This is a genomic window from Flagellimonas sp. L-11 (assembly GCF_056857735.1).
Window position 1 is genome coordinate 1 of the sequence record NZ_JBSXNR010000019.1, and the last position, 20668, is coordinate 20668.

At 39.7% G+C, this 20668-nt stretch carries 21 protein-coding genes and 1 pseudogene; 6 read left to right on the forward strand and 16 right to left on the reverse strand.

Going from position 1 to position 20668, the window contains the following annotated elements:
* Nucleotides 1–1116 precede the first annotated feature (1116 nt).
* The 5 genes from AC13CC_RS01065 to mobB all read left to right on the forward strand — a co-directional run bounded on the left by AC13CC_RS01065 (nt 1117) and on the right by mobB (nt 3995).
* Nucleotides 1117–1461 carry a single-stranded DNA-binding protein gene (locus AC13CC_RS01065; protein ID WP_008610918.1) on the forward strand — a complete coding sequence of 115 codons (345 nt, stop codon included), beginning with the start codon at nt 1117–1119 and terminating at the stop codon, nt 1459–1461.
* A gap of 76 nt (nt 1462–1537) precedes the next feature.
* A complete protein-coding gene (locus tag AC13CC_RS01070; RefSeq protein ID WP_008610919.1) occupies nt 1538–1918 on the forward strand; it encodes a DUF6876 family protein in 381 nt (126 codons plus the stop codon).
* 11 nt (nt 1919–1929) lie between these two features.
* The gene (locus tag AC13CC_RS01075; protein WP_073101100.1) at nt 1930–2127 is read left to right on the forward strand and encodes a hypothetical protein; all 198 of its coding nucleotides are present in this window, start codon (nt 1930–1932) and stop codon (nt 2125–2127) included.
* A gap of 444 nt (nt 2128–2571) precedes the next feature.
* The gene (locus tag AC13CC_RS01080) at nt 2572–2952 is read left to right on the forward strand and encodes a BfmA/BtgA family mobilization protein (protein WP_008610923.1); all 381 of its coding nucleotides are present in this window, start codon (nt 2572–2574) and stop codon (nt 2950–2952) included.
* 11 nt (nt 2953–2963) lie between these two features.
* On the forward strand, nt 2964–3995 hold the full coding sequence (mobB, locus tag AC13CC_RS01085) for a MobB family relaxase (RefSeq protein WP_128759353.1): 1032 nt from the start codon (nt 2964–2966) through the stop codon (nt 3993–3995).
* Between the two features lie 219 nt (nt 3996–4214).
* Here the strand turns inward: mobB and AC13CC_RS01090 are convergent, their stop codons facing one another.
* Nucleotides 4215–5111, reverse strand: a complete 897-nt coding sequence (locus AC13CC_RS01090; protein ID WP_057481168.1) for an IS1595 family transposase — start codon at nt 5109–5111, stop codon at nt 4215–4217.
* A 37-nt stretch (nt 5112–5148) separates the two neighbouring features.
* Between AC13CC_RS01090 and AC13CC_RS01095 the strand changes: the two are divergent.
* A pseudogene (locus tag AC13CC_RS01095) lies at nt 5149–6552 on the forward strand (type IV secretory system conjugative DNA transfer family protein); the annotation flags it as partial.
* 719 nt (nt 6553–7271) lie between these two features.
* Here AC13CC_RS01095 and AC13CC_RS01100 read toward each other — a convergent pair.
* From AC13CC_RS01100 to AC13CC_RS01170, 15 genes are all read right to left on the reverse strand, one after another.
* Nucleotides 7272–9203, reverse strand: a complete 1932-nt coding sequence (locus tag AC13CC_RS01100) for a heavy metal translocating P-type ATPase (protein WP_008610948.1) — start codon at nt 9201–9203, stop codon at nt 7272–7274.
* A gap of 12 nt (nt 9204–9215) precedes the next feature.
* Nucleotides 9216–10106: a sodium:calcium antiporter gene (locus AC13CC_RS01105; RefSeq protein ID WP_482875786.1), complete on the reverse strand. Its 891-nt coding sequence runs from the start codon at nt 10104–10106 to the stop codon at nt 9216–9218.
* 87 nt (nt 10107–10193) lie between these two features.
* Nucleotides 10194–10877 carry a lipoprotein signal peptidase gene (locus AC13CC_RS01110; protein WP_008610950.1) on the reverse strand — a complete coding sequence of 228 codons (684 nt, stop codon included), beginning with the start codon at nt 10875–10877 and terminating at the stop codon, nt 10194–10196.
* A 44-nt stretch (nt 10878–10921) separates the two neighbouring features.
* Nucleotides 10922–11713, reverse strand: a complete 792-nt coding sequence (locus AC13CC_RS01115; protein ID WP_008610951.1) for a cation efflux transmembrane domain-containing protein — start codon at nt 11711–11713, stop codon at nt 10922–10924.
* Nucleotides 11714–11788: 75 nt separating this feature from the next.
* A complete protein-coding gene (gene acpP, locus AC13CC_RS01120) occupies nt 11789–12037 on the reverse strand; it encodes an acyl carrier protein (protein WP_008610952.1) in 249 nt (82 codons plus the stop codon).
* Nucleotides 12038–12048: 11 nt separating this feature from the next.
* A complete protein-coding gene (locus AC13CC_RS01125) occupies nt 12049–12255 on the reverse strand; it encodes a hypothetical protein (protein ID WP_008610953.1) in 207 nt (68 codons plus the stop codon).
* A gap of 36 nt (nt 12256–12291) precedes the next feature.
* The gene (gene lpdA, locus AC13CC_RS01130; RefSeq protein ID WP_482875768.1) at nt 12292–13695 is read right to left on the reverse strand and encodes a dihydrolipoyl dehydrogenase; all 1404 of its coding nucleotides are present in this window, start codon (nt 13693–13695) and stop codon (nt 12292–12294) included.
* Nucleotides 13696–13785: 90 nt separating this feature from the next.
* Entirely contained in the window at nt 13786–14214 is a 429-nt protein-coding gene (locus tag AC13CC_RS01135) for a Fur family transcriptional regulator (RefSeq protein WP_008615614.1), read from the reverse strand.
* 38 nt (nt 14215–14252) lie between these two features.
* A complete protein-coding gene (locus AC13CC_RS01140) occupies nt 14253–16805 on the reverse strand; it encodes a heavy metal translocating P-type ATPase (RefSeq protein ID WP_482875769.1) in 2553 nt (850 codons plus the stop codon).
* 277 nt (nt 16806–17082) lie between these two features.
* Nucleotides 17083–17844, reverse strand: a complete 762-nt coding sequence (locus AC13CC_RS01145) for an AlbA family DNA-binding domain-containing protein (RefSeq protein ID WP_482875770.1) — start codon at nt 17842–17844, stop codon at nt 17083–17085.
* 57 nt (nt 17845–17901) lie between these two features.
* Nucleotides 17902–18120 (reverse strand): SHOCT domain-containing protein, encoded by a 219-nt coding sequence (locus tag AC13CC_RS01150; protein WP_008615618.1) that lies wholly within the window; start codon nt 18118–18120, stop codon nt 17902–17904.
* 30 nt (nt 18121–18150) lie between these two features.
* The gene (locus tag AC13CC_RS01155; protein WP_482875771.1) at nt 18151–18510 is read right to left on the reverse strand and encodes a SpoIIAA family protein; all 360 of its coding nucleotides are present in this window, start codon (nt 18508–18510) and stop codon (nt 18151–18153) included.
* Nucleotides 18511–18535: 25 nt separating this feature from the next.
* Nucleotides 18536–18958: a Fur family transcriptional regulator gene (locus AC13CC_RS01160; RefSeq protein WP_008613756.1), complete on the reverse strand. Its 423-nt coding sequence runs from the start codon at nt 18956–18958 to the stop codon at nt 18536–18538.
* Nucleotides 18959–18973: 15 nt separating this feature from the next.
* A complete protein-coding gene (locus AC13CC_RS01165) occupies nt 18974–19312 on the reverse strand; it encodes a P-II family nitrogen regulator (RefSeq protein WP_009778856.1) in 339 nt (112 codons plus the stop codon).
* 96 nt (nt 19313–19408) lie between these two features.
* Nucleotides 19409–20659, reverse strand: coding sequence for an efflux RND transporter periplasmic adaptor subunit (locus AC13CC_RS01170; protein ID WP_190324899.1), 1251 nt, complete (start codon nt 20657–20659; stop codon nt 19409–19411).
* Nucleotides 20660–20668 lie beyond the last annotated feature (9 nt).

Here is a 20668-nt window from a genome sequence, read left to right on the forward strand (position 1 = left end):
CCCTAATCAATCAGAAAAATTGTAAATTTTTGCCCTGATTATTCTGGTAAACTATACTCAGGAATCAGTGGTAAACATTGCTTCGGAATCGGTGGTAAACATTGGGTCGGAACAGTGGTAAACTTTGGGTCGGAATATCCAATTATCATTTAATTAACAAAGGTCTTAAAAATTTATCAAGTGATGGGCTATCATTCTTTAATTAGTTAAAAAGTGAGTTAGAAAGAATAATTTATTTTTTTAAATTATTAAGCCCATTCCCCTACACTTCGCGAAAAGCTACATTCCGGAAAAAGCGCTTCATTACACAAGGTCTTGGACACAATTTCAAAGTTTCCGATTTCCATAACGCTAAATCCCCCAAAAGCGGAAAACGTCAATCTACATCTTTGAAATTAAGACCGCTTTAAACTCTACTAAATAGGATAATTCGTTTTCATAATCCGTTCAGCACATTCCCCTACATTCCGCGAAAAGCTACATTACGGGAAAAGAGCTTCTCTAAAAAGGTCTTGGACATCATCCACAATTTCAGCTTTCCATTTCGTTAACCCTTCCCGCGATGCTGGGAAGGAACACTTCATTCCCGAGCCAAAATCGTGAATTAAGTCCGCCTTCTTGAGCGGAAAGTCATCGCCTCAGTTTTCTTAACAGAATTTGCGGCGAAGTCTTCTTGAGCCTTCACTCGAAAATTCTTAAAAACCGAACCGCTGCCTTACACATTTTAAGGGGTTTATAATGGATAAAGCCTTTGTTGTTTTTCGGGGCGTCGAAAAACAGGCACGACATAACCAATTCTAATTTAACCACAGCTACTTATCTCGCTTAAGTACCGGTACGCTCAAACGCAACTGCGTTTAAAAGAATTGCTAATGCCCTTATGGAACTTGTCAAGACTGTACAAGTTTTAATGAAAAATAAGGCTTCTACTTCCTTGAAACCCGCCGAAAAAGGCAGGTTTGCTACGTCGCAAACACACCTGATTTGTTCCCTAAAAGTCTTGACAAAACCCACTCTATCCATTGTGCTGTGCACAGAAGAAAAGAACAAACACCCCTTAAAATTTAATCTGTTTTAAATCAATAGGGGAAATATAAATCACTTAAATATTTAGTTATGAGTACTATTAGAAATCACGTACAGTTAATTGGAAACGTTGGTCAAGAGCCAACCATTACGAACCTTGAAAGCGGTAAGAAAGTAGCCCGCTTTTCACTCGCTACTAACGAGTATTACAAGGACAGCAAAGGCGAAAAGCAAACGGACACCAATTGGCATACCGTAGTGGCCTGGGGAAAGACCGCTGAAATTGTTGAGAAATATGTCGAAAAGGGCAAAGAAGTAGGAATCACAGGGAAACTAAAGACCCGAACCTACACGACCGATGATGGCAACCAACGCTATGTAACGGAAGTCGTAGCCGATGAAATCCTTCTACTTGGAAGTAAAAGCGATAAGTAATCTTCAAAATAAAGAGGGCGTTCCTCTCGAAAGTTGCGCCCTCTTTTTCATTATTCACACATTAAATATATGCACAATGAAAGCACAAGTTAACGAAATAAAAGAGCGATTGCAATATTTTACGGGAACAGAAATGTTCTATCAAATCCCCTTACTAAGAACACGTTTTACGGACGGATTGAAATATTTGTCAGAAGTAGCAGAATGTTTTTGGCTCATTACGGACACTTCCGTAATTGCAAAAAGTCTGATGAACCGAAGCGAATTTATAACCATAGACTTTAAAAGATTGCCCGAGGAAAAACAAAATTTTACAGGATATGAAGCTGAAATTATTTATACAGATGGCAACGACAATATTTTGGAAAAACACGGCTATCGGGCAACCGATTTTCCGCTCGATGAATTGCGGTTATTTTTTGTAAATGATACGCTGATGTTACCAAGCGAATATTAAAAATTCAGGCTATGGTTTATCTCAATTTTACAGACTTGAGCGAGGAGGCTCAAAACCGACTTTTAGAGGATTCTAAAAAAGACGTGGAACGAAAATTTGGCGATGATATTCGCAAATACGTAAGGGAAAATTACACCTGTTTTGAAACGATGATAGAGGAAGAAGCATTACGAAATTTATATTCCTATAAGTTCATATTCAACATCTAATTTTCTAAACTTAATAATCAAGCACCTCTAAATTTTGGAGGTGTTTTTTCTTTTCAAGTAATTCCAGTTCAATAAAAAAACCGTATCTTTATTTCGCTGAAATTCAGCACACATAATTTATATAGCTACCCTATTCTTAACTTTCGCTGGTAGCTGTATCCATCTATATTTTACATATTGGAATTTCCGAATTCCTAAAAGGGCAATTGGCTTTTTAGCCAGATTGTATGAAATTTTTGTCACGCTTTGGCGTGACGAAAAGGAATAGCAAGAGGGTAACGGGCAGAGCCGCGTTACATATCCCTTTTAGCTTATAACCAATTGATTTTCAACAACTTGAAAATTAATGGATTATATATATTTCTTCGATTTGCGTCAAATGCCCTTGAACAACCTGTAAACAGGGATGGATTTACGTCAAATACACAAAAAAAGCGAAAGAAAATGGATTCATTCATCACCATCAGGTTCAAAAGGAAAACTGCCAAACGTTTTCAGGAATTTTCAAAGACACACTTCAAGACCCATACCGAAGCAATGGAAAATATCCTTGATTTTTTCTTCTATAACGAGATATCGCCAAAGGAAAAATTGGGTCCGACAGGGCGAACCATCGAAGCCAAACTATTAAAAAGAATCAATGCAGTCATCGCTATAATGCGTGATGTTGAAAAGACACAAACCAAACCCACGGTCGCAATGATTCAATCCCTTTTTGAGACAGAACAGCCAAACAAAAAACCGCTGATTTTAGAAAAGAAATATGCCGAAGAAAAAAAGGAAGTACGCTTCCGTGAAAAACAAAATCCAAGTAACCAACTGTAAATTTTTGAGCTATGTATATTACAATCTCACCTCAAAAAATAGGAGGTAATTATTCTAAAAGTTCGGCTGATTTTGTTGGCTATCTGGAGAAGGAAAACCAAGGATTGGAACAACAGGATATGGAGCATTTTTTTAACCAATATGGCGACGAGATTTCAGCAGAGGAAGTGGTCAGGGAAATTGATAGCAATACCGCAAAACTTGAAAAGCACGAGCCACGGTTTTATTCTATTATCGTAAGCCCTTCACAATACGAACTGAAACGGTTGCAAAACCATAATAAAGATTTGCAAAAATATACCCGGGAGATTATGAAGGATTATGTGGCTTCATTCAACCGTGAAATAAATGGGCGACCCGTCAATATCGATGATATAAAATACTATGCAAAAATTGAACACCAAAGAACCTTTAAAGGAACAGATAAACAGGTGCAGGAAAACCAGCCTTTTGCCACAAAAATACTTCAATTAAAAACTGAAGTCCGAAATGTGCTAGATGGACGAGCAGAAGGAAATGTGAAAAAATTGGAAAAAGAAATCGGGAAACTAGAAAGAGAAGCACCGCACCAACAGAACGGAAAACGAATAGTACAAGGAATGCCAAAAGCAGGAGACCAAAGCCATTTACATATTATCGTTAGCCGCAAGGATGCATCAAACCGATTCAGTTTGTCACCTGGAAGTAAATATAAAGCTTCCGACGTTGAATTAAATGGTAAAACGGTAAAACGGGGATTTGATAGAGATGGGTTTTTTGAGAAAGCAGAAAAGACTTTTGATAAGACTTTTGGCTATCAAAGGAACTTCGCTGAAACCTATAAGGCAAGAAAGGATTTCATCAAGAATCCGAAAATCTATTTTGCATCGTTGATGAAACTACCAACCAACGAAAAAGCGATTGCGTTCAAATTAATGCGTGAAAGTAATATTCCAATAATGCCGAGTATTCCGGTCACGCAGGCACAATTGGTAATGAAAATATTTAACAAGCTACGACGTGGTGCGGAAGTGGCCATCAAATCAAGTTCCATCGGAATCTAACTTAAAATTATACAAATGGACAATCTCGTAACAGTACTTTTTATTATTGGTGTAGCCAGTGTTCTTTTCTATGGAATATTTCGGGTTAGCAGATATGCATTTGTCGTCAATTTTCTATTGATTGGCGCTTTTGTGTATTATTTAAATGAACAATTACCATTGGTGCAAATAGCACTTTATTTTGTTTGTCCTCTGATATTAATTAATTGAGCTATACATTTAGCTACCATTAATAATTTGGGAATGTAGCCGTGGTTTTCCTTGTATCATTCTCTTTATATTATTGTGAAAAATGGTTTGTTTTGACTGTGATCGATTCAACCTGTATGAATATTCATCCAGGTACCTTCTGACATGTTGTTTTGAAATAGGCGCATGAACTGTCCTCAACCAAGACTTTATCTTGTGGATTATAATATGAAGTTCCTTGAAATTTTTTCCTTTATTACTAGGTACCTGCTCGATATTATACTTTTTCTTTAATGGGCTGTAACCTCGCCATTTGTCGGTAACCACCTTTGCTTCTTCAGATATATGCTGTTCGAACAATGGGGTAAATGACTTGGCGGAATAATCGTCAATTACCTTGGCGTAGGCACGTTTAACTTTGCGTTCTTCATTAAGCTCCACCGCTATTATAACCTTGGTTTTACGGGTGTTGTAGCTTCTGCCAGGAGCATTTTCTTCTTGTCCGCCAATGATAAATTCATCGACATGAACCAAACCTTTCAAAGGATGTTTTTTGCTGCTTTCCATTGCCGAGCGTACTTTGTGCATAAAATACCAGGCTGTGCCCTGGCGGATACCATAACGTTCGCCCATTTGGATACTGGAGAGGCTTTTGCTAGTTGTACTCATCTCAAAAACGATACAAAAGGCTTTTCGTAACCCGAACTTGACCTTATGAAAAAGTGTTCCGGCCGTTGAAGATTCTACCTTTCCACAACCATAGCAATGATACTTATGGTCTTTTTTTAAGCATCCTTTAGTATGACCGCATTTTGGACAAGTAAATCCATCGTGCCATTTCAAGTTAGCCAAATATTCCCTACATGACCCATCATCCGGAAAGACTTTCATAAAGTCTAGGATATTTTTACCTTTAAATTTATCCATAATCAATGTTTACAAGGGCTAATATACGGCTCTTATATGTATAACTCAATTAATTAATATAGGAATGTATGTATTCTTGCATAAAACGGACGAGCCTAAAAGTGGAAATGCCAAATATCAGGTCAACTTTGCCACTACAAAAGGAAACTTCAAACTGGATAACATCAAACGTGGTGCATCTATAATCGGTTCTGCGGGAAGTGGAAAGACCGAAAGTGTAGTCTATGGTTTTTTGAAACACTTCGAAAAAGAAGGGTTTTGCGGAATTATCCACGACTACAAGGATTTTGAGCTTACTGAAATGGCTTATCCCCTTTTTAAAGATGGTAATATCCCGTTTAAGGTCATTTCCTTTGATAAAATCATACATAGGGTAAATCCTATTGCACCACGCTATTTAGAGAACGAGGAAAGCGTAAACGAAGTTTCAAGGGTATTGATTGAAAACCTTTTGGAACAACGGGAATCTGGAACAACTGGAACGACCAAATTTTTCAATGATGCTGCGGAAGGCTTGATTGGTGGATTGATTTGGAAATTAAAAACTACCTATCCACAATTCTGTACCCTTCCACATTTAATCGCCATTTATCAATATCTGGACACAAACAGCCTTATCCAGTTTTTGGAAACCAATACGACATCGAGGGCAATGGCAGATGCTTATATAAGTGGAAAAGATTCTGAAAGACAGACCGCAGGAGTAAAAAGCACCTTGGCCAATGCTTTTAAACGAATTAGTACACACCGCATTTTTATGGCGTTGTCTGCGGACGAAGTGCCACTCAATATAAATAGTCCTGAAAATCCAACTGTAATTTCGGTCGTGAACAATCCCAAATTTGAAACTTCGTATTCTCCTGTGATTGCCACCATCATCCATACCATTACAAAACAAATGAGTGTACGCAATGCAAAGCCTTCTTTTTTGATGATGGAAGAAGCACCAACCATTCGTTTATTGAATATGCATCGTATTCCTGCGACACTTCGAAGCTATAATATTTCTACGATTTATGTGATGCAGGACAAAATACAAAATGATATGATGTATGGGGACAAGGCAAGCAAAGCGATTTTAAGCAATCTATCCTACCAATTTTTCGGTAAAGTCAATGACCCAGACACCGCAAAATATTACGAACGGTTTTTTGAAATTATTAAGGATCCTACCAAAAGTATAAGTCGTGGGCATAATTTGGATTTTGACACTAGGGTAACTACTGGAGAAAAAGAGATTCCAAAGATAAGGGCTGACGTGTTTTTTCGGTTGAAGCAGGGCGAATTTATCACTTATGCAGATGGGAAGGATAAGAAGGTGCAATTTAAATTGGAAAAAATCAAAAGGGAGCTTCCGGAGAATACCAAAGAATTTTCTAACGCTGATTTGGAGGCTAATTTTGAGAGGATTTTTGAGGAAGCGAGGTCTATATTTGAATAGTAAGGAAAAAAGACCTCACTTTCTTCGTTAACCTAAATATCATTGAGCTTTTCTGCATCTATATTGAGAAAAAGGATGGAATGAATCATCTATAATATTCCAAAAACCGTATCATTAAAACTTATTCGCCGATTAATTCATTACTATCTGACCAAGGCACCAATTTTCAGATTTTATCCATATACCAAATCTTTTATAAAGAAATGAAACAAGAGAAGGGCTGCGATAAAAATTCCAATTAGGGCCATAATTGCCCATAACTTGTCTCTTTTGGTTATTTTACTCTTAGACCTTTTCTCCCTTCTTCTTATTCTTCTGTTTAATGACATAATTTGATTTCGAGTAATCAAGACACTTTTCAACTGGCAATAGGGACAATCCCTGAACCTTAAAAAATTTCAATTATTAAGAGGAAGGCGATGTCATCTATATAAATGAACTAGTTAAACACTATATTTTCAACTCCCCACAGTATTAGATAAATTAAAAATCCTTTGAATAGTATCAATCCGAAAAAAGCAGGTAAAAAAAGTAGAAAATGGCATCGAAAAAATAAATTATAAGTACTATAGAAAAGATTCCGACAAGTGCTAGGATGCCGTACAATCTGTCTTTTGTTGTCATAGTACTTTTTAGGGATTTTTCATTCCTTTTTCTTTGCCTTCTATTTCTACGATTTTGAGACATTTTATTCTTTATATGCTTCTTCCAATTTTAAATTAGTCCCATTTCATTTTCTGTAGTCGAATGGCATTGAGTATGGCAAGGAAGGCTACTCCAACATCTGCAAAAACTGCTTCCCACATTGTAGCCATCCCCATTGCGCCCAAAATCATAACAATGATTTTTACACCGAAAGCCAAACCAATATTCTGCCAGACAATGCGTCTTGTAGACCGGCCTATTTTTATTGCCCTTGCTATTTTAGAGGGTTGGTCGGTCTGGATAATGACATCCGCCGTTTCAATGGCCACATCGCTGCCCAAACCACCCATTGCAATGCCTACATCACTTATTGCCAAAACCGGGGCATCGTTAATGCCATCGCCAATAAAGGCAATCTTGCTGTCCGGGCGTTTTTTTAAAGTTTCCACTTCATTCAATTTATCTTCCGGTAAAAGCCCTCCTTTTGCCCAATCGATTCCCATTTCGTTTGCCACTTGCTGTGTAATTGAATCCTTGTCGCCCGAAAGCATTATAAGTTGTCGAATTCCTGCTTGACGTATTTGTTCAATGGCTTCGTGCGCATCTTCCTTCAGTTCATCGGCTATGGTTACATAACCTGCAAATTTTCCATCAATGGCTACCATTACAATGGATTCAACAATAGCGTCCGTTTCTGATGGAACTTCAATACCGTTTGAGGTCATCAAAGCTTTGTTACCTACAAGTACTGTTTTTCCGTTGACCATCCCTTTCAAGCCCTTTCCGGCTACTTCCGAAACATCGGTCGCCTCATAATCCGAACCGTCCGCTTTATATTCCAATATCGCCTTCGCAATGGGATGTGTGGATTGTTCTTCCATCGCCATCAGGTACTTCATAAACGTTGCCTTTTCTAATGTTATGGGTTTAATTTCCTTTATTTTAAAGACCCCGTGGGTAACGGTTCCGGTTTTGTCCATTACTATCGTATTCACTTGGGTCATTGCATCCAAAAAAGATGCGCCCTTGAAAAGTATACCGTTACGGGATGCGGCACCCAATCCACCGAAATAACCTAGGGGAATGGAAATGACCAATGCACAGGGACAAGAAATTACCAGAAAAATCAAGGCTCGGTATAACCAATCCTGAAACACGTAATCGTCCACAAAAAAATAAGGTAAAAACGTTAAGCATACCGCTAAAAAAACTACGATAGGAGTATAGATGCGTGCAAATTTCCTTATAAACAGTTCCGTCTTTGATTTTCTTGCGGTAGCATTTTGTACCATATCGAGAATACGGGCAATGGAACTGTCCTTGAATTCTTTGGTGGTTTCCACTTCTATAACACCTTCTAGATTGATGCTCCCGGCAAAAACCTTGTCTCCTTTGGCAATGGTGTCGGGTTTGCTTTCCCCCGTAATCGCTGCGGTATTGACCGATGCTTTTTCGGATAGTAATTTGCCATCTAAAGGAATCTTTTCGCCTACGCGCACTTGTATTTTTTCTCCAATTTCCACGGTCTCGGGATTGACGGAAACATAATCGCCGTTTCGATACACCACGGCCTCATTAGGGCGTACATCAAGCAGCGCCTTTATATTACCCTTTGCTCGTTTTACAGCTGCGTTTTGGAAGAGCTCACCTACGGCATAGAAAAGCATTACCGCAACGCCTTCAGGGTATTCCCCAATGGCGAACGCCCCCAGGGTTGCGATGGACATTAGGAAAAATTCGGTAAAGAAATCACCGTCCTTGATACTTTCCCATCCCTCTTTTATAACAGGAAAACCAACGGGGATGTAGGCTACCGCATACCAAACGATTCGCACCCAACTTTTAAAAAATGGGAAGGCGTCAAAATAATCAACCGCAATACCTACTATAAGCAATACAAAACTGAAGATGGAAGGGATATATTCCTTAATACTCAGTTGTGCTGAAACCTTATTTTCAATTGATGTATCGTTGAGGTCTCTTAAATTTAGTTTTTTCTTTTTCATATATGTTTTATTTTAAAATAGTTTTAGAACAAAAAATACCATTATTAATAGATAGACGATATAGGCTGCATCGAAAACGAATATCTGCCATCTGCTAAAACCGTGAAGTTCCTTGCTTTGATGGACAAAAAGGGAATACAAAAGCGGCATCAGCCCAACGAAGGCAAGGTTCACCCAGAACAACTGAAAATCTTCGATAGGGGTGGTTACCAGTGCCAATGGGAAAAAGGCTACCGTCATCGTAACCGCATTATCTGCGATAACACTGGTGGTGCCTGCCGTTACTTCGCCTCCTTTCACCACGCTCCAGGTCTTGAATATTTCAGGCGCGGTGGTCATTATACCCGTGATGAACAATCCGCCAACGATTTCAGAAATATTCAGGGTCGAAACAATATTTTCAGTGGCCTTTACAATAAAAAAAGCTCCTACCGCTATCGCCAAGGCTCCTGCAACAGATAACCAAATCTGTTTTTTGTCCCATTCTACATTTTTGCCCTTTTTCCGGCCTTTTATGATGGCGTGGGCCAAGAAAACTGCGTAGGCAGCGAGCATAATCCACCCATCCACAGGCTGAAGTCCTCGCCAGGCTTTGGGCAAAGTCAAAAGGGCGACAAGGGCGATAATCCCCAGATAAGGCAGGGAAAGGACAGAAATAGATCGTTTATTCAGCACAAGAATATTTTTATCGAGGTGTTTTTGATGTTTCTCATTGTTCTTGAATCGTTTCCGTGAAGCGAAATACGCTATGGTAACCATTAACGGAATGGAAATGATATTTGAGCCCAATAGATTACCTAGACCAATATCGGATACGCCCCGGGCTGCACTGGTAACGTTTACAGCTACCTCGGGGCTAGCGGTTACAATGGCAAGGAATGCTGCACCTGCTGAAGCGGTCAGGCCCCATTGGCGTCAAGAGTTGGTCCGCACCCCAGTGTGCCGCCCAAGCTGCTACCCCCAATACTAATATCCATAACCAGACGTCCATTAATAATTGTTGTTTATTATTGTTCTGTTACCATCGGTATATTTCAACTTTTTCATATTCGATCTTTTCTGGACCTTTCGTTGTTTGTTTTGAAAGATCAGGAGCAAAATCACTCCCGTGCTAATCCAAACATCTGCGGTATTAAATACAGGGTCGAAAAAAGTAAATTCATTGCCTCCCCATAATGGCAGCCATTCCGGAAGCCTTGTATCTATAATTGGAAAGAACCACATATCGACTACATTACCATTTAAGAATCCGGCATAACCACCGCCCGAGGGGAATATTTCTGCAATGTTGCGAAGTGCGGGATCACTTTTTTCAAAGATCAGTCCGTAAAATGCACCGTCAATCAAATTACCCAATGCACCTGCGTATATAAATGCTGCACAGATTACAAAAACCTTTGCATATCCTTCACGTATCATCTTTTTGATATAAAAAGTCCCCCAAACAATGGCGGCCAGCCGAAATAGGATCAAAACAAGCTTGGCCAGATATCCCTCCCCAAACTTAAAGCCCCAGGCCATTCCGGGATTTTCCAAAAAATGCAAGCGAAACCAATCCAGGCCAAATACGTAGTACTCCTCGCCATAATAAAAATGGGTCTTCACATAAATCTTTATGGTCTGGTCTATTGCCAACAACAGTAAAATCAATAATGCTACACTACTTTTATTCATAATTTCCTATTGTTTCCCAACGTCTTGTGCAACATATATTTGCATTATTTAGATAATTTTAAAATTCTTATGGCGCCCCGCATTACAAACGTGAAGACGATGCCGCCAATCACCAAATCGGGCCATTTGCTATTCAGAAAATAGACCAGTACCCCTGCCACTATAACCCCACCGTTTACAATAATATCATTGGACGTAAAAATGGCACTGGCCTGCATATGCGCCTCCTTACTTTTAGCCTTGTTTATCAACCAAAGCGAAATAAGATTCCCCAGTAGGGCAAAAATTGAAACAATGATCATCCATTGGAACAAAGGTGTTTCTGTATCGCTGAAAAACCTTCGCAAGACCTCTGCAAACCCAAGTGTTGCCAATGCCATCTGAAAGTATCCGCTGAATTTTGCCACCTTCTTTTTTCTTGAAATGGCACCACCTACTGCGAATAGGCTCAACGCATATACGATGGAATCTGCCAGCATATCCAAGGAATCCGCCACAAGTCCCATAGAAGAGGAAATCCAACCTGTGGTCATTTCGATAACGAAAAATCCAAAGTTGATGCCCAAGACCCACCAAAGGATTCTTTTTTGTTTGGATTGGTCTTCCATTACGGGTGTTTCGGCTTCTGTGGTTCCCTCAAAGGAATCCCCAAGTTTTAAGCTGGCTATAGACGTTTGTATTGCTTTAACACCGTCCACGTGATATATTTCTAATTTTCTATTGGGAATATCAAAATCCAAGTGTTTTACTTGAGCATAAGACTCCAACTTCATTCGAATCATCTGCTCTTCTGAAGGGCAGTCCATTTTAGTTATTATAAAAGTGCTTTTTTTCATTATTATTTGTTACTAGATAATTTTATTTAATGATTCTTTTTGCTTTATTGGAAGCGCTAATTTTTTAATTTTTTGTTACGAATCCGTATTTTTAATCATATCCCTAATGTATGTCTCGGCTTGGCCAATGGTGTTTAATTTTTCTGCCTCATTATCTGGAATGGCTATATTGAACTCGTTTTCAAACTCTAGCATCAATTCGACCATATCCAACATATCCGCACCAAGGTCTTTCGTAAAATTCGCTTCCGGTCTTATTTGATTCGGATGTATTCCAAATTTATTGACCAAGAGCTTGTTGAATCTTATTTTAAATTCGTCCATCTGTACTTCATTTATTTATGCGATTCTATATATCTTTCCAAGAGTGACTTCAGGCTATCTAAATAGTCCACGAACGAGTTAACGGAAATCTCGGGTGTTTCGCAATCAGGGATTGTAATAGGGTTTTCATCAAGATATTGGTATAGTTCGGGGTATTCCTGCTCAATTCTCAATGTCAATTCGTTAATTTCCTTGGTCAATCGCTGAAGCTTCTTCATCTCTTTTATTCTTTATTGTGCCGGTTATTGTAAATATTAAATATGCAATGCCCTGTCTTCTGTAGCGGCCAGACAAGCTTCCTTAAAGGTCTCGGAAAATGTGGGGTGCCCGTGTGACATTCTTGCAATGTCTTCGGCAGCTGCCCGAAATTCCATCGCTACCACCGCTTCGGTATAGCTGTCTGCAATGCGTGGCCCTATCATATGCACTCCCAATATCTCATCAGTTTCTTTATCTGCGATTACTTTTATGAAGCCGTCGGTGTCCATACTTATTTTCGCCCTTGCGTTGGCCTTAAAAGGAAAAGAGCCTGTTTTAATACTTCTTCCTGCTTCTTTCAATTCTTCTTCGGTTAAGCCTACCCCGGCCACTTCGGGCTGGGTATAAACAATATTAGGAATAAGCGAATAATTGATATGTGGCTTTTGATCTGCTATCCTTTCGGCTACAAAAACGCCCTCTTCACTGGCTTTATGGGCAAGCATTGCCCCTCGGATTACATCCCCAATGGCATATACACCCTTGACATTGGTTTCAAGGTTCTCATTTACCGTTACCTGTCCTTTCTCATTGGTTTCCACGCCAATGTTTTCAAGGCCTAAATTGGCGGTGTACGGTTTCCGGCCAATGGCCATAAGGCAATAGTCGCCTTCTAAATTCATTTCTTTTTTATCGGACAGGTTTTCCGCTTTCAATTCAACTTTGTTGTCCGTTGCTGTTGCATTGGTCACTTTATGTTCCAAATAAAACTCAATTCCCTGTTTTCTTAGGGAACGATGCAATTGATGTCCCAGTGCGCCATCCATAGTGGCGATGAGGCTATCAAAATATTCCACAATAGACACCTTAGAGCCCAGGCGGGCGAAAACAGAACCTATCTCAACCCCGATAACGCCTCCACCAACGACCAATAAATGGTCGGGAATTTCCTGTAGGGCAAGGGCTTGGGTGGAAGAGATTATCCTTTTTTTATCGATTTTAATATTGGGCAAGGAAGCGGGTTTGGACCCTGTGGCAATGATAATTTTATCGGTTTCTATAGTTTCCGTTTTAGCTTCGGCCTTAATCTCAATCGTGTTTTTGTCCTTGATGGTGCCGTGGCCTTCATAGACGGTAACTTTGTTCTTTTTCATCAGATACCCAACGCCATTGATGATTTCCTGTACCACATCCTGAACCCTTTGGTTCATTTTTTTGATATCGACATTGGCTTCTTTTACATCAATCCCAAAATTTTCGAATTGATGTTTGAGTTTGTAATAATGCTCAGAGGCTTCAAGCCAGGCTTTTGACGGGATACAGCCCACGTTAAGGCAGGTGCCGCCAAGCGTGCTGTACCTTTCAATAATGGCTACTTTTAATCCCAATTGGGCGCAACGGATGGCACTTACATACCCGCCCGGGCCAGACCCTATAATAGTTACATCAAATTTTTCCATATTCATATTTTTTTTAAGGTAGTTACGGTGGAAAAAACCTTAAGCTTGACCATTGGGGGCTGGGATTCAGGCTTAAGGTACTCCCACCTATTATTTTTTGCTACAATTTTTACATATCCCTTTTAATACCAGGTTCACATCGTTCACTTCATAATCGTCCGGCAAGCTCTCTTCCGATATTTTATTTGGCAGACAGATTGTTTTCTTACAATCGATACAATGAAAGTGCATATGTAAATCTGTACTGTGTTTAACATTGGTGTTTTCATCAGAAAGCGCATATTTTGCAAAAGCAGTTCCATCGTCAATTTGGTGCACCATGCTTTTTTTCTCAAAGAGCTTTATCGTCCTATAGAAAGTGGTCTTATTGGCTGTTTTGATATTTTTATGGATAAAGACTTTTTGCATTTCATTTAAACTTACCGCATAAGTTTTCCTTTTGAGGTATTTGTAAATTTTCAACCTCATTTCAGTGGAACGTATCCCTTTGGACGATAATTTTTTTTCCGTTTTTGTCATTTTATATTCTTTCGAAAAACAGTCTAAGTCCGGATTTTCTATTCTTTTTTATAAGCCAAAAGCCTTAACGCATTAAAAACCACCAGTAGTGTGGAACCTTCATGGATTACAACCGCCATTCCAATATTTGCCAAGCCGAATATGGTTGAAGGTATAAGTAGGGCAACAATACCAAGGCTTACCCAAAGGTTCTGTCTGATAATCGCCTTTGCCTTCCTGCTTAAGCCTATGGCAAAGGGCAGGGTTTCCAACTTGTCGGCCATTAGCGCAATATCCGCCGTTTCCAGGGCCACATCACTTCCAGCAGCACCCATAGCTATTCCTACAGTGCTGTTTGCCATGGCAGGGGCATCATTAACGCCATCGCCCACCATTGCCACCTTGGATTCCTTTTCTTTTAATTCTTTTATAGCATCCACTTTTTCTTCCGGCAATAGGCTCCCCCAGGCATCGGTCAATCCTATTTCTTCTGCTACAGCGTCTGCTACCTTCTGGTTATCACCGGTAAGCATGATCATTCGTTTAATGCCGATTTCTTTTAATTTTTTAAGGGTTCCCTTGGCGGCTTCACGAGGGGTATCCATTAATGCAATGATGCCTATATATTCTTCATTTTTTCGTATAAGCATTGTTGTATTTCCACCACCTTCAAGACCACGCACTTTCGTAGCTATTTTTTCGGAAGGTGTACTCTCATCAAGCCCTTCGTACAGGTCGAGGTTACCTATATAGATTTTATCATTGCCAAATGATGCTTTAATCCCTTTACCCAGAACTGCCTCCAAATTAGAGGCATTTGGGATTTCCTCGCCTTCCAGACGCTCTTTTCCATCACGAACTACAGCTTTGGCCAGGGGGTGATCACTAAGACCTTCCACGGCTACTGCTATTTTGAGAAGTTCGTTTTCAGAAATTTTTCCAAGTGGCACCACTTGGGTAAGTTTTGGCTTTCCTTCCGTTAGAGTTCCGGTTTTATCAAAGGCTAGGGCGGTAATAACCCCCAGGTCCTCCAGAGGGCGCCCTCCTTTAATTAATACCCCGCCACGGGCAGCTCTGGCCACTCCACTTAATACAGCACTTGGGGTCGAGATTGCCAACGCACAGGGACTTGCAGCTACCAGTACCGCCATTGCCCGGTAAAAGCTCGCGCTAAAGGGTTCGTCAATAACTAAAAAAGCGAACAAAAGAATCCCGACCAAAATAAGGACGGATGGTACAAAATATTTTTCGAATTTATCGGTGAGCAACTGGGTAGGTGATTTTTGGGTCTGGGCTTCGTTAACCAGTTTCACCAATCGGGAAAGCGTTGAATCTTTGGCTGCTTTGATCACTTTAATTTCCAAAGTATTGTTCCCATTGATCGTTCCTGCAAAAACGCGGTTTTCATCTTTAATATCATCTACCTCTGAGTAATCCTTCTCAACATCTTCTACGGGAACTTTATCTACCGGTACACTCTCCCCAGTTATTGGAGCCTGGTTAACACTACTCTGCCCATCTACCACTACTCCATCAGCTGATATTTTACTATTTGGTTTCACCACAATGATATCCCCAATATTGAGTTTTTCGATACCAACTTCTTCCGTTTTACCATTTTTCTTAACCAAAGCTGTTTTTGGCGCCAGTTCAGCCAATGCGGCGATAGATTTTCGTGCTTTGTTCATTGCATAATGCTCCAGGGCATGCCCCAGGCTGAAGAGAAATAACAATAAGGCACCCTCGGCCCATTCTCCTAAAATAGCAGCGCCGATAGCGGCTACCAACATTAGAAAGTCAATTTCAAAACCACCCTTGGCAACGGCCTGTATGGCTTCTTTCGCTGTAAAGTAACCTCCAAAAAAGTAGGCACCTATGTATAGGGATAAGCTGACCCATTCCGGTATTGATGTTACGTAGGACAAACCAAAACCAATACCCAAAAGAACACCGCAAATAATAGCAAAAATAAGTTCGGTGTTTTTCCCAAAAATACCTCCGTGGGCGTGGGAATTTTCTTCCCCGGCCCCGTGGCTATCCGCTTCTTTATGATTCTGGACATCGGTATCTTTATGCTTTTGTTCTTCTTTATCCTTTACCTTTTCTTTATTTAAATTTTGAGGATTCTTTTCGGCAGATTTAAAGCCTTTATTTTCAGCAGAGGAGCTTTTATTAACTTTTATGTTTTCTTTTTCTAACTTTGCACTTATTTCATCAAAACTGGTCTCACGCTTATCATATTCTAAACGGATCATTCCTCCCGCATTGGCGGAAGCTTCCAAAACACCATTGGTATTTAGCAGACTCTTTTCTATAGTTCTTGCATGCCGGGTATGCCTAATCCCCTCAACCTCTATAAGAAGATGTCCATATTTCTCGGTAATTTCAGCCCCGGTTCTTTCTGCCAATGATTGAATGCGGTCAATAGAAATTATATCCGGATCGTAATGAAAGCACAATTGTGGCACCGTATCTTCCTGATCATCCGCTATGTGGACTTTTTCAAGGCCATTTTCGGCTTCCAGTTCCTTAATTAGCCTTTCCACACAAGCGTCTTTTTCATTAGGTACCTGTGGAAGGATTACGGGAATTTTGATTTTTAGTTTTTTCATATCCTTAGTTATTTGTATCCAGTTTTTTGCTTGTTCCTTATCCTGAAGGTCAAAATATTTGACTTCTGAACCGGTAAAGAAATGAGTAGCTTTAACGACCCATTCCTGCTATTTTTTTCGCCTACAAATTTTATGACTTTTTTCGATGATATTGTGGATTAGCGGATGGATTTTTTATATCCTTCTTCGTGATTCTACCATTGATTTTAGCAGCAATCAAGTTTTCTTTTTCTATGTCCAATACCTATATCATTTTTTCAATTTTATAGGGTTTATATTAATTTAAGTGTATCTCCAAATACTCCAGAGCCTCAGGCATATCCAACTCACGGGTACCATTCCCGGTTCTGATAAAGAAATGCGAACGGTCAATCAAATTCAAATACACAGGTTTTTGTGCTTTGTGAACCCTTACATAACAGATATCCTTTTCTTCGAATTGGTAAAAGGCCACTTTAACCAAAGGGCAAAAATGAGTGCCGAACTTGAGGGACACCAATTGCATTATATATTGCTCAAACCCGTCCTTGCCAGGTTTTTTTAAAGTACCGCAATCCTGTTCCAGCCCCAGAATACTACCTTCATCATCAATTCCGATAATTAAATGCCCTTCTTGGGTGTTCATAAACCCGGCAATTGTTTTTGCTATTACGTCCTCCAAAGCCTTATTCGGTTTAAACTGCCTCAAATCCCATCTCAAGGTAGATTTAAATTCTACTTGCTGGTTTTCTCCTGCCGCAATCAGCTCCCTGATCTCCTCCAGCTTATCTCTTCTTCCGGTCAATTGAAATATTCTTTGCCTGACCATAAACATAAGCGACAAGGCAATGCCCAGCAGTCCAAATAGCAATTTGATGATGGCTTGATCCAAATCCCATGAACTAACTTCCTGCTGATATGAAGCAAGCAGAGATTTCCACCATTCGCCATTACCTCCCTGCATGTCATACATGTGGAGTGAAATAACCAGGGGCTGTATTATAAATAAGCCAAGGGCTAATCCAATGAATATAAAAACAAATACTTTGCGTTTTTTCATTTTTACCTTCTTTTATAAGCCATAGGTGCCATCGCTTTCGATGCCTGTGCCTTATAACTACTTCTTCTTATCCTGAAGGACTTTCTTCTTTTGTTCAAATTCCTCATCGCTTATCTCGCCCCGGGCGTATCGTTCTCTCAGGGCTTCCATAGCCTTATCCTTCCGTCTATTTTGTCCCGGGGTGGGATAAGGAATTAAGAATATCCAAAAGATGAGGATTATCCAAAGCCCCCACCATATCCAGTGCATTCCCCCAAAATTCCAGTTGTCCATCATAATCTTTCTGTTTAAATTTATTTAACTTTTTTAATGATTTTCTTTCTCCATCCATTCCTTGGCCAAATCTTTTTCTTCAGGGCTAAAGAATTTAATATGTGCCCTTGTAAAGGGAATCAAAACTTCCGTAAACTGTTCCTTCCATTTTGTATTTCCCACCAATGCAACCTTTTTAACGCGTTCTTCATTCGGAAGTTTCAGTTCAATGCCCTTCCAATACGCACTTGCGCTCCACCCTTCAAAATTTTCCATTTCAATATACCAGTACACTTTATGGTTTGCCTGTATATGGTTTTTTAATTGAGATATCAAATTGTCATAATCGGTAGCATCCAATCTATTTTGAGCTACCATATATACCTTGCTTTCTTTTTTATAAATTTTCATCATTGTTCCAATTTTTTTTTAAAAAAACTTAATCCAAGTCATTGCTACATTTCTCACAGACTCCCTTAGCCACCAGATTGATATCCTCTGCCACGTAACCTTCGGGCAGGTTTATCTGAGGGATTTTATGTTCTGTAAGGCACACGGTTTCCCCGCAACTATTGCAATGAAAATGTAAGTGAAGGTCGTTACCCACCTCGCATTCACAATTGTCTTCGCACAGGGCATATTTAATGATGCCGGTGCCATCCTCAATTTGATGCACAATTCCTTTTTCTTCAAATGTCTTCATAGTACGGAAAAGCGTACTCCTTTCCGAGCTTTCGAAATCCTTTCCAAGGTCGCCTAAGCTAACGGCCACATTCAGTTGTGCCAGCCGTCTATAGGTCATCAGGCGCATTGCCGTAGGGCGGATGCCTTTGCTTTCCAACTTTTTTACTATTTTTTCCATTTGCTATAAAAGTATTTAGGGATCGTAACGCTTTATGGATTCCCCGGTTTTTATCTGGAAGGCATCTTCAATATCGGAAAGATAAATTATTCCGTCACCGGGTTCAGTTGTTTTTGCATTCTCAAGGATAATATCTATTGCTGATTGTGCTTCTTCGTTTTGACATACCAGTTCTAACTTTACCACCGGACTGTCTGTTACACGGAAATCTAAAGAAGGTGATGCGCCTTTTGCTTTAAAAGCCCCCGTTCCTTCTCCCTGGGAAAGGGTCATACTTTTAAATCCGCTTTCACTAAGAGCTTCAATTACATTTTGAACTCGTTTCGGTTTTATAAATGCTTTTATTTCTTTCATTGCTGTAATATTAATTTTAGTATTAAGGATGAACCCTCTGGAATTTTAATTAAGACAAACATTTAACAGAGAGTCCATCCATCTAATTTTTTTAATTTAATGACCATGGGAAGTCTGGCTTTTCTGCATTTCAGAAACCAGATAATAGGCATTATTATAGGCAACCAACGTACCTTCAGGCAGAGGCTCCAGCAGTTTAATTTCAACCCAACCATCTTCATTTATTCCCGTTCTAACCTGCACTGGTTTCAATTCCCATTCGGTTTCACCATCTTCCTGGTGTTTTTGGGCCGTAAAGATGTAGGGATTTCCTTCTTCTTCAATTATTGCTTCTTCCGGTAAGGCAGGAACAGCTTCTTCACCGGTCCTGATTTTTCCGTTTATATACATCCCCGGAATTAGAAAATCTTCTTTATTATCGATTTCTGCATGCACATGTACCGCTTTAGGGTTTTGTTCAAATTGTTTCCCCACTGAATAAATTTCCCCGGTTAAATTACTGCCTGGAACCGATTCCAGTGTAAACGCAATCTTTTGGCCTTCTTTCACCTTATAAATATCTTTTTCAAAAACCATTAGATCGGCATGAACATGTTCATTATCAACTACCATAAACATACTGGTCTGAGGGTCTACATATTGTCCTACCTGTACCAGTACTTTTTCAATATAACCTCCAATTGGGCTTACTACCGGAATATATTCATATAATTCACCGTCTCTAACCTGGGAAGCATTTAGGTTTAACTGGCGCAATTGCGATTCGTACCCCCGCACTTCACCTTGTACAGACTGGTAATCTGATTGGGTTTGTTGAAAAGATTTTCCAGATCCTACCTCTGCTTCATATAAACGTTTCTGTCTTTCAAATTCCTTTTCCAAAAATTGCATCCTACTATATGCATTAATATAATCAGACTGCATTCTGGTTAAATTTGGGTGAGAAAGATAAGCCAACACCTGACCTTTATTTACCTTATCCCCCTCAATAACCTTTATAGAAGTTATATTACCGCCTAAAATTGCCGTAACGGTAGCTTCATATTGTGGCGGCACTTCTAACTGGCCATTGGCTTCCACAATACCGGACAAAGCTTTTTTAGGCAAGGTATCTACTTTAATCCCCAGACTATTGAATTTCATTTCTGAAAGATGTACCGAACGCATCCCACCTTCTTCTTCACCGTGTTCTTCATCTCCTTCCTCACCGTGATTTTCACCTTCTTCGGTATTAGTAGTTGCAGTTTCACTGGAAGCATCTTCCCCTGCCGCAGGATTTTCTTTACATCCAAAGAATATGCTGAGCGTTAAGGCAAGCATTAGAATATTTATTGATCTTGTATTCATATCGATTTT

Excerpts from the sequence above, each read along its gene's own strand:
- AC13CC_RS01100 (WP_008610948.1), bottom strand. The coding sequence starts at position 9,203 with ATGAAAAAGAAAAAACTAAATTTAAGAGACCTCAACGATACATCAATT.
- AC13CC_RS01075 (WP_073101100.1), top strand. The coding sequence starts at position 1,930 with ATGGTTTATCTCAATTTTACAGACTTGAGCGAGGAGGCTCAAAACCGA.
- AC13CC_RS01150 (WP_008615618.1), bottom strand. The coding sequence starts at position 18,120 with ATGATGGACAACTGGAATTTTGGGGGAATGCACTGGATATGGTGGGGG.
- AC13CC_RS01110 (WP_008610950.1), bottom strand. The coding sequence starts at position 10,877 with ATGAATAAAAGTAGTGTAGCATTATTGATTTTACTGTTGTTGGCAATA.
- AC13CC_RS01065 (WP_008610918.1), top strand. The coding sequence starts at position 1,117 with ATGAGTACTATTAGAAATCACGTACAGTTAATTGGAAACGTTGGTCAA.
- AC13CC_RS01155 (WP_482875771.1), bottom strand. The coding sequence starts at position 18,510 with ATGATGAAAATTTATAAAAAAGAAAGCAAGGTATATATGGTAGCTCAA.
- lpdA (WP_482875768.1), bottom strand. The coding sequence starts at position 13,695 with ATGGAAAAATTTGATGTAACTATTATAGGGTCTGGCCCGGGCGGGTAT.
- AC13CC_RS01170 (WP_190324899.1), bottom strand. The coding sequence starts at position 20,659 with ATGAATACAAGATCAATAAATATTCTAATGCTTGCCTTAACGCTCAGC.
- acpP (WP_008610952.1), bottom strand. The coding sequence starts at position 12,037 with ATGGACGAATTTAAAATAAGATTCAACAAGCTCTTGGTCAATAAATTT.
- AC13CC_RS01115 (WP_008610951.1), bottom strand. The coding sequence starts at position 11,713 with ATGAAAAAAAGCACTTTTATAATAACTAAAATGGACTGCCCTTCAGAA.
- AC13CC_RS01070 (WP_008610919.1), top strand. The coding sequence starts at position 1,538 with ATGAAAGCACAAGTTAACGAAATAAAAGAGCGATTGCAATATTTTACG.
- AC13CC_RS01125 (WP_008610953.1), bottom strand. The coding sequence starts at position 12,255 with ATGAAGAAGCTTCAGCGATTGACCAAGGAAATTAACGAATTGACATTG.
- mobB (WP_128759353.1), top strand. The coding sequence starts at position 2,964 with ATGTATATTACAATCTCACCTCAAAAAATAGGAGGTAATTATTCTAAA.
- AC13CC_RS01165 (WP_009778856.1), bottom strand. The coding sequence starts at position 19,312 with ATGAAAGAAATAAAAGCATTTATAAAACCGAAACGAGTTCAAAATGTA.
- AC13CC_RS01145 (WP_482875770.1), bottom strand. The coding sequence starts at position 17,844 with ATGAAAAAACGCAAAGTATTTGTTTTTATATTCATTGGATTAGCCCTT.
- AC13CC_RS01080 (WP_008610923.1), top strand. The coding sequence starts at position 2,572 with ATGGATTCATTCATCACCATCAGGTTCAAAAGGAAAACTGCCAAACGT.
- AC13CC_RS01160 (WP_008613756.1), bottom strand. The coding sequence starts at position 18,958 with ATGGAAAAAATAGTAAAAAAGTTGGAAAGCAAAGGCATCCGCCCTACG.
- AC13CC_RS01140 (WP_482875769.1), bottom strand. The coding sequence starts at position 16,805 with ATGAAAAAACTAAAAATCAAAATTCCCGTAATCCTTCCACAGGTACCT.
- AC13CC_RS01135 (WP_008615614.1), bottom strand. The coding sequence starts at position 14,214 with ATGACAAAAACGGAAAAAAAATTATCGTCCAAAGGGATACGTTCCACT.
- AC13CC_RS01090 (WP_057481168.1), bottom strand. The coding sequence starts at position 5,111 with ATGGATAAATTTAAAGGTAAAAATATCCTAGACTTTATGAAAGTCTTT.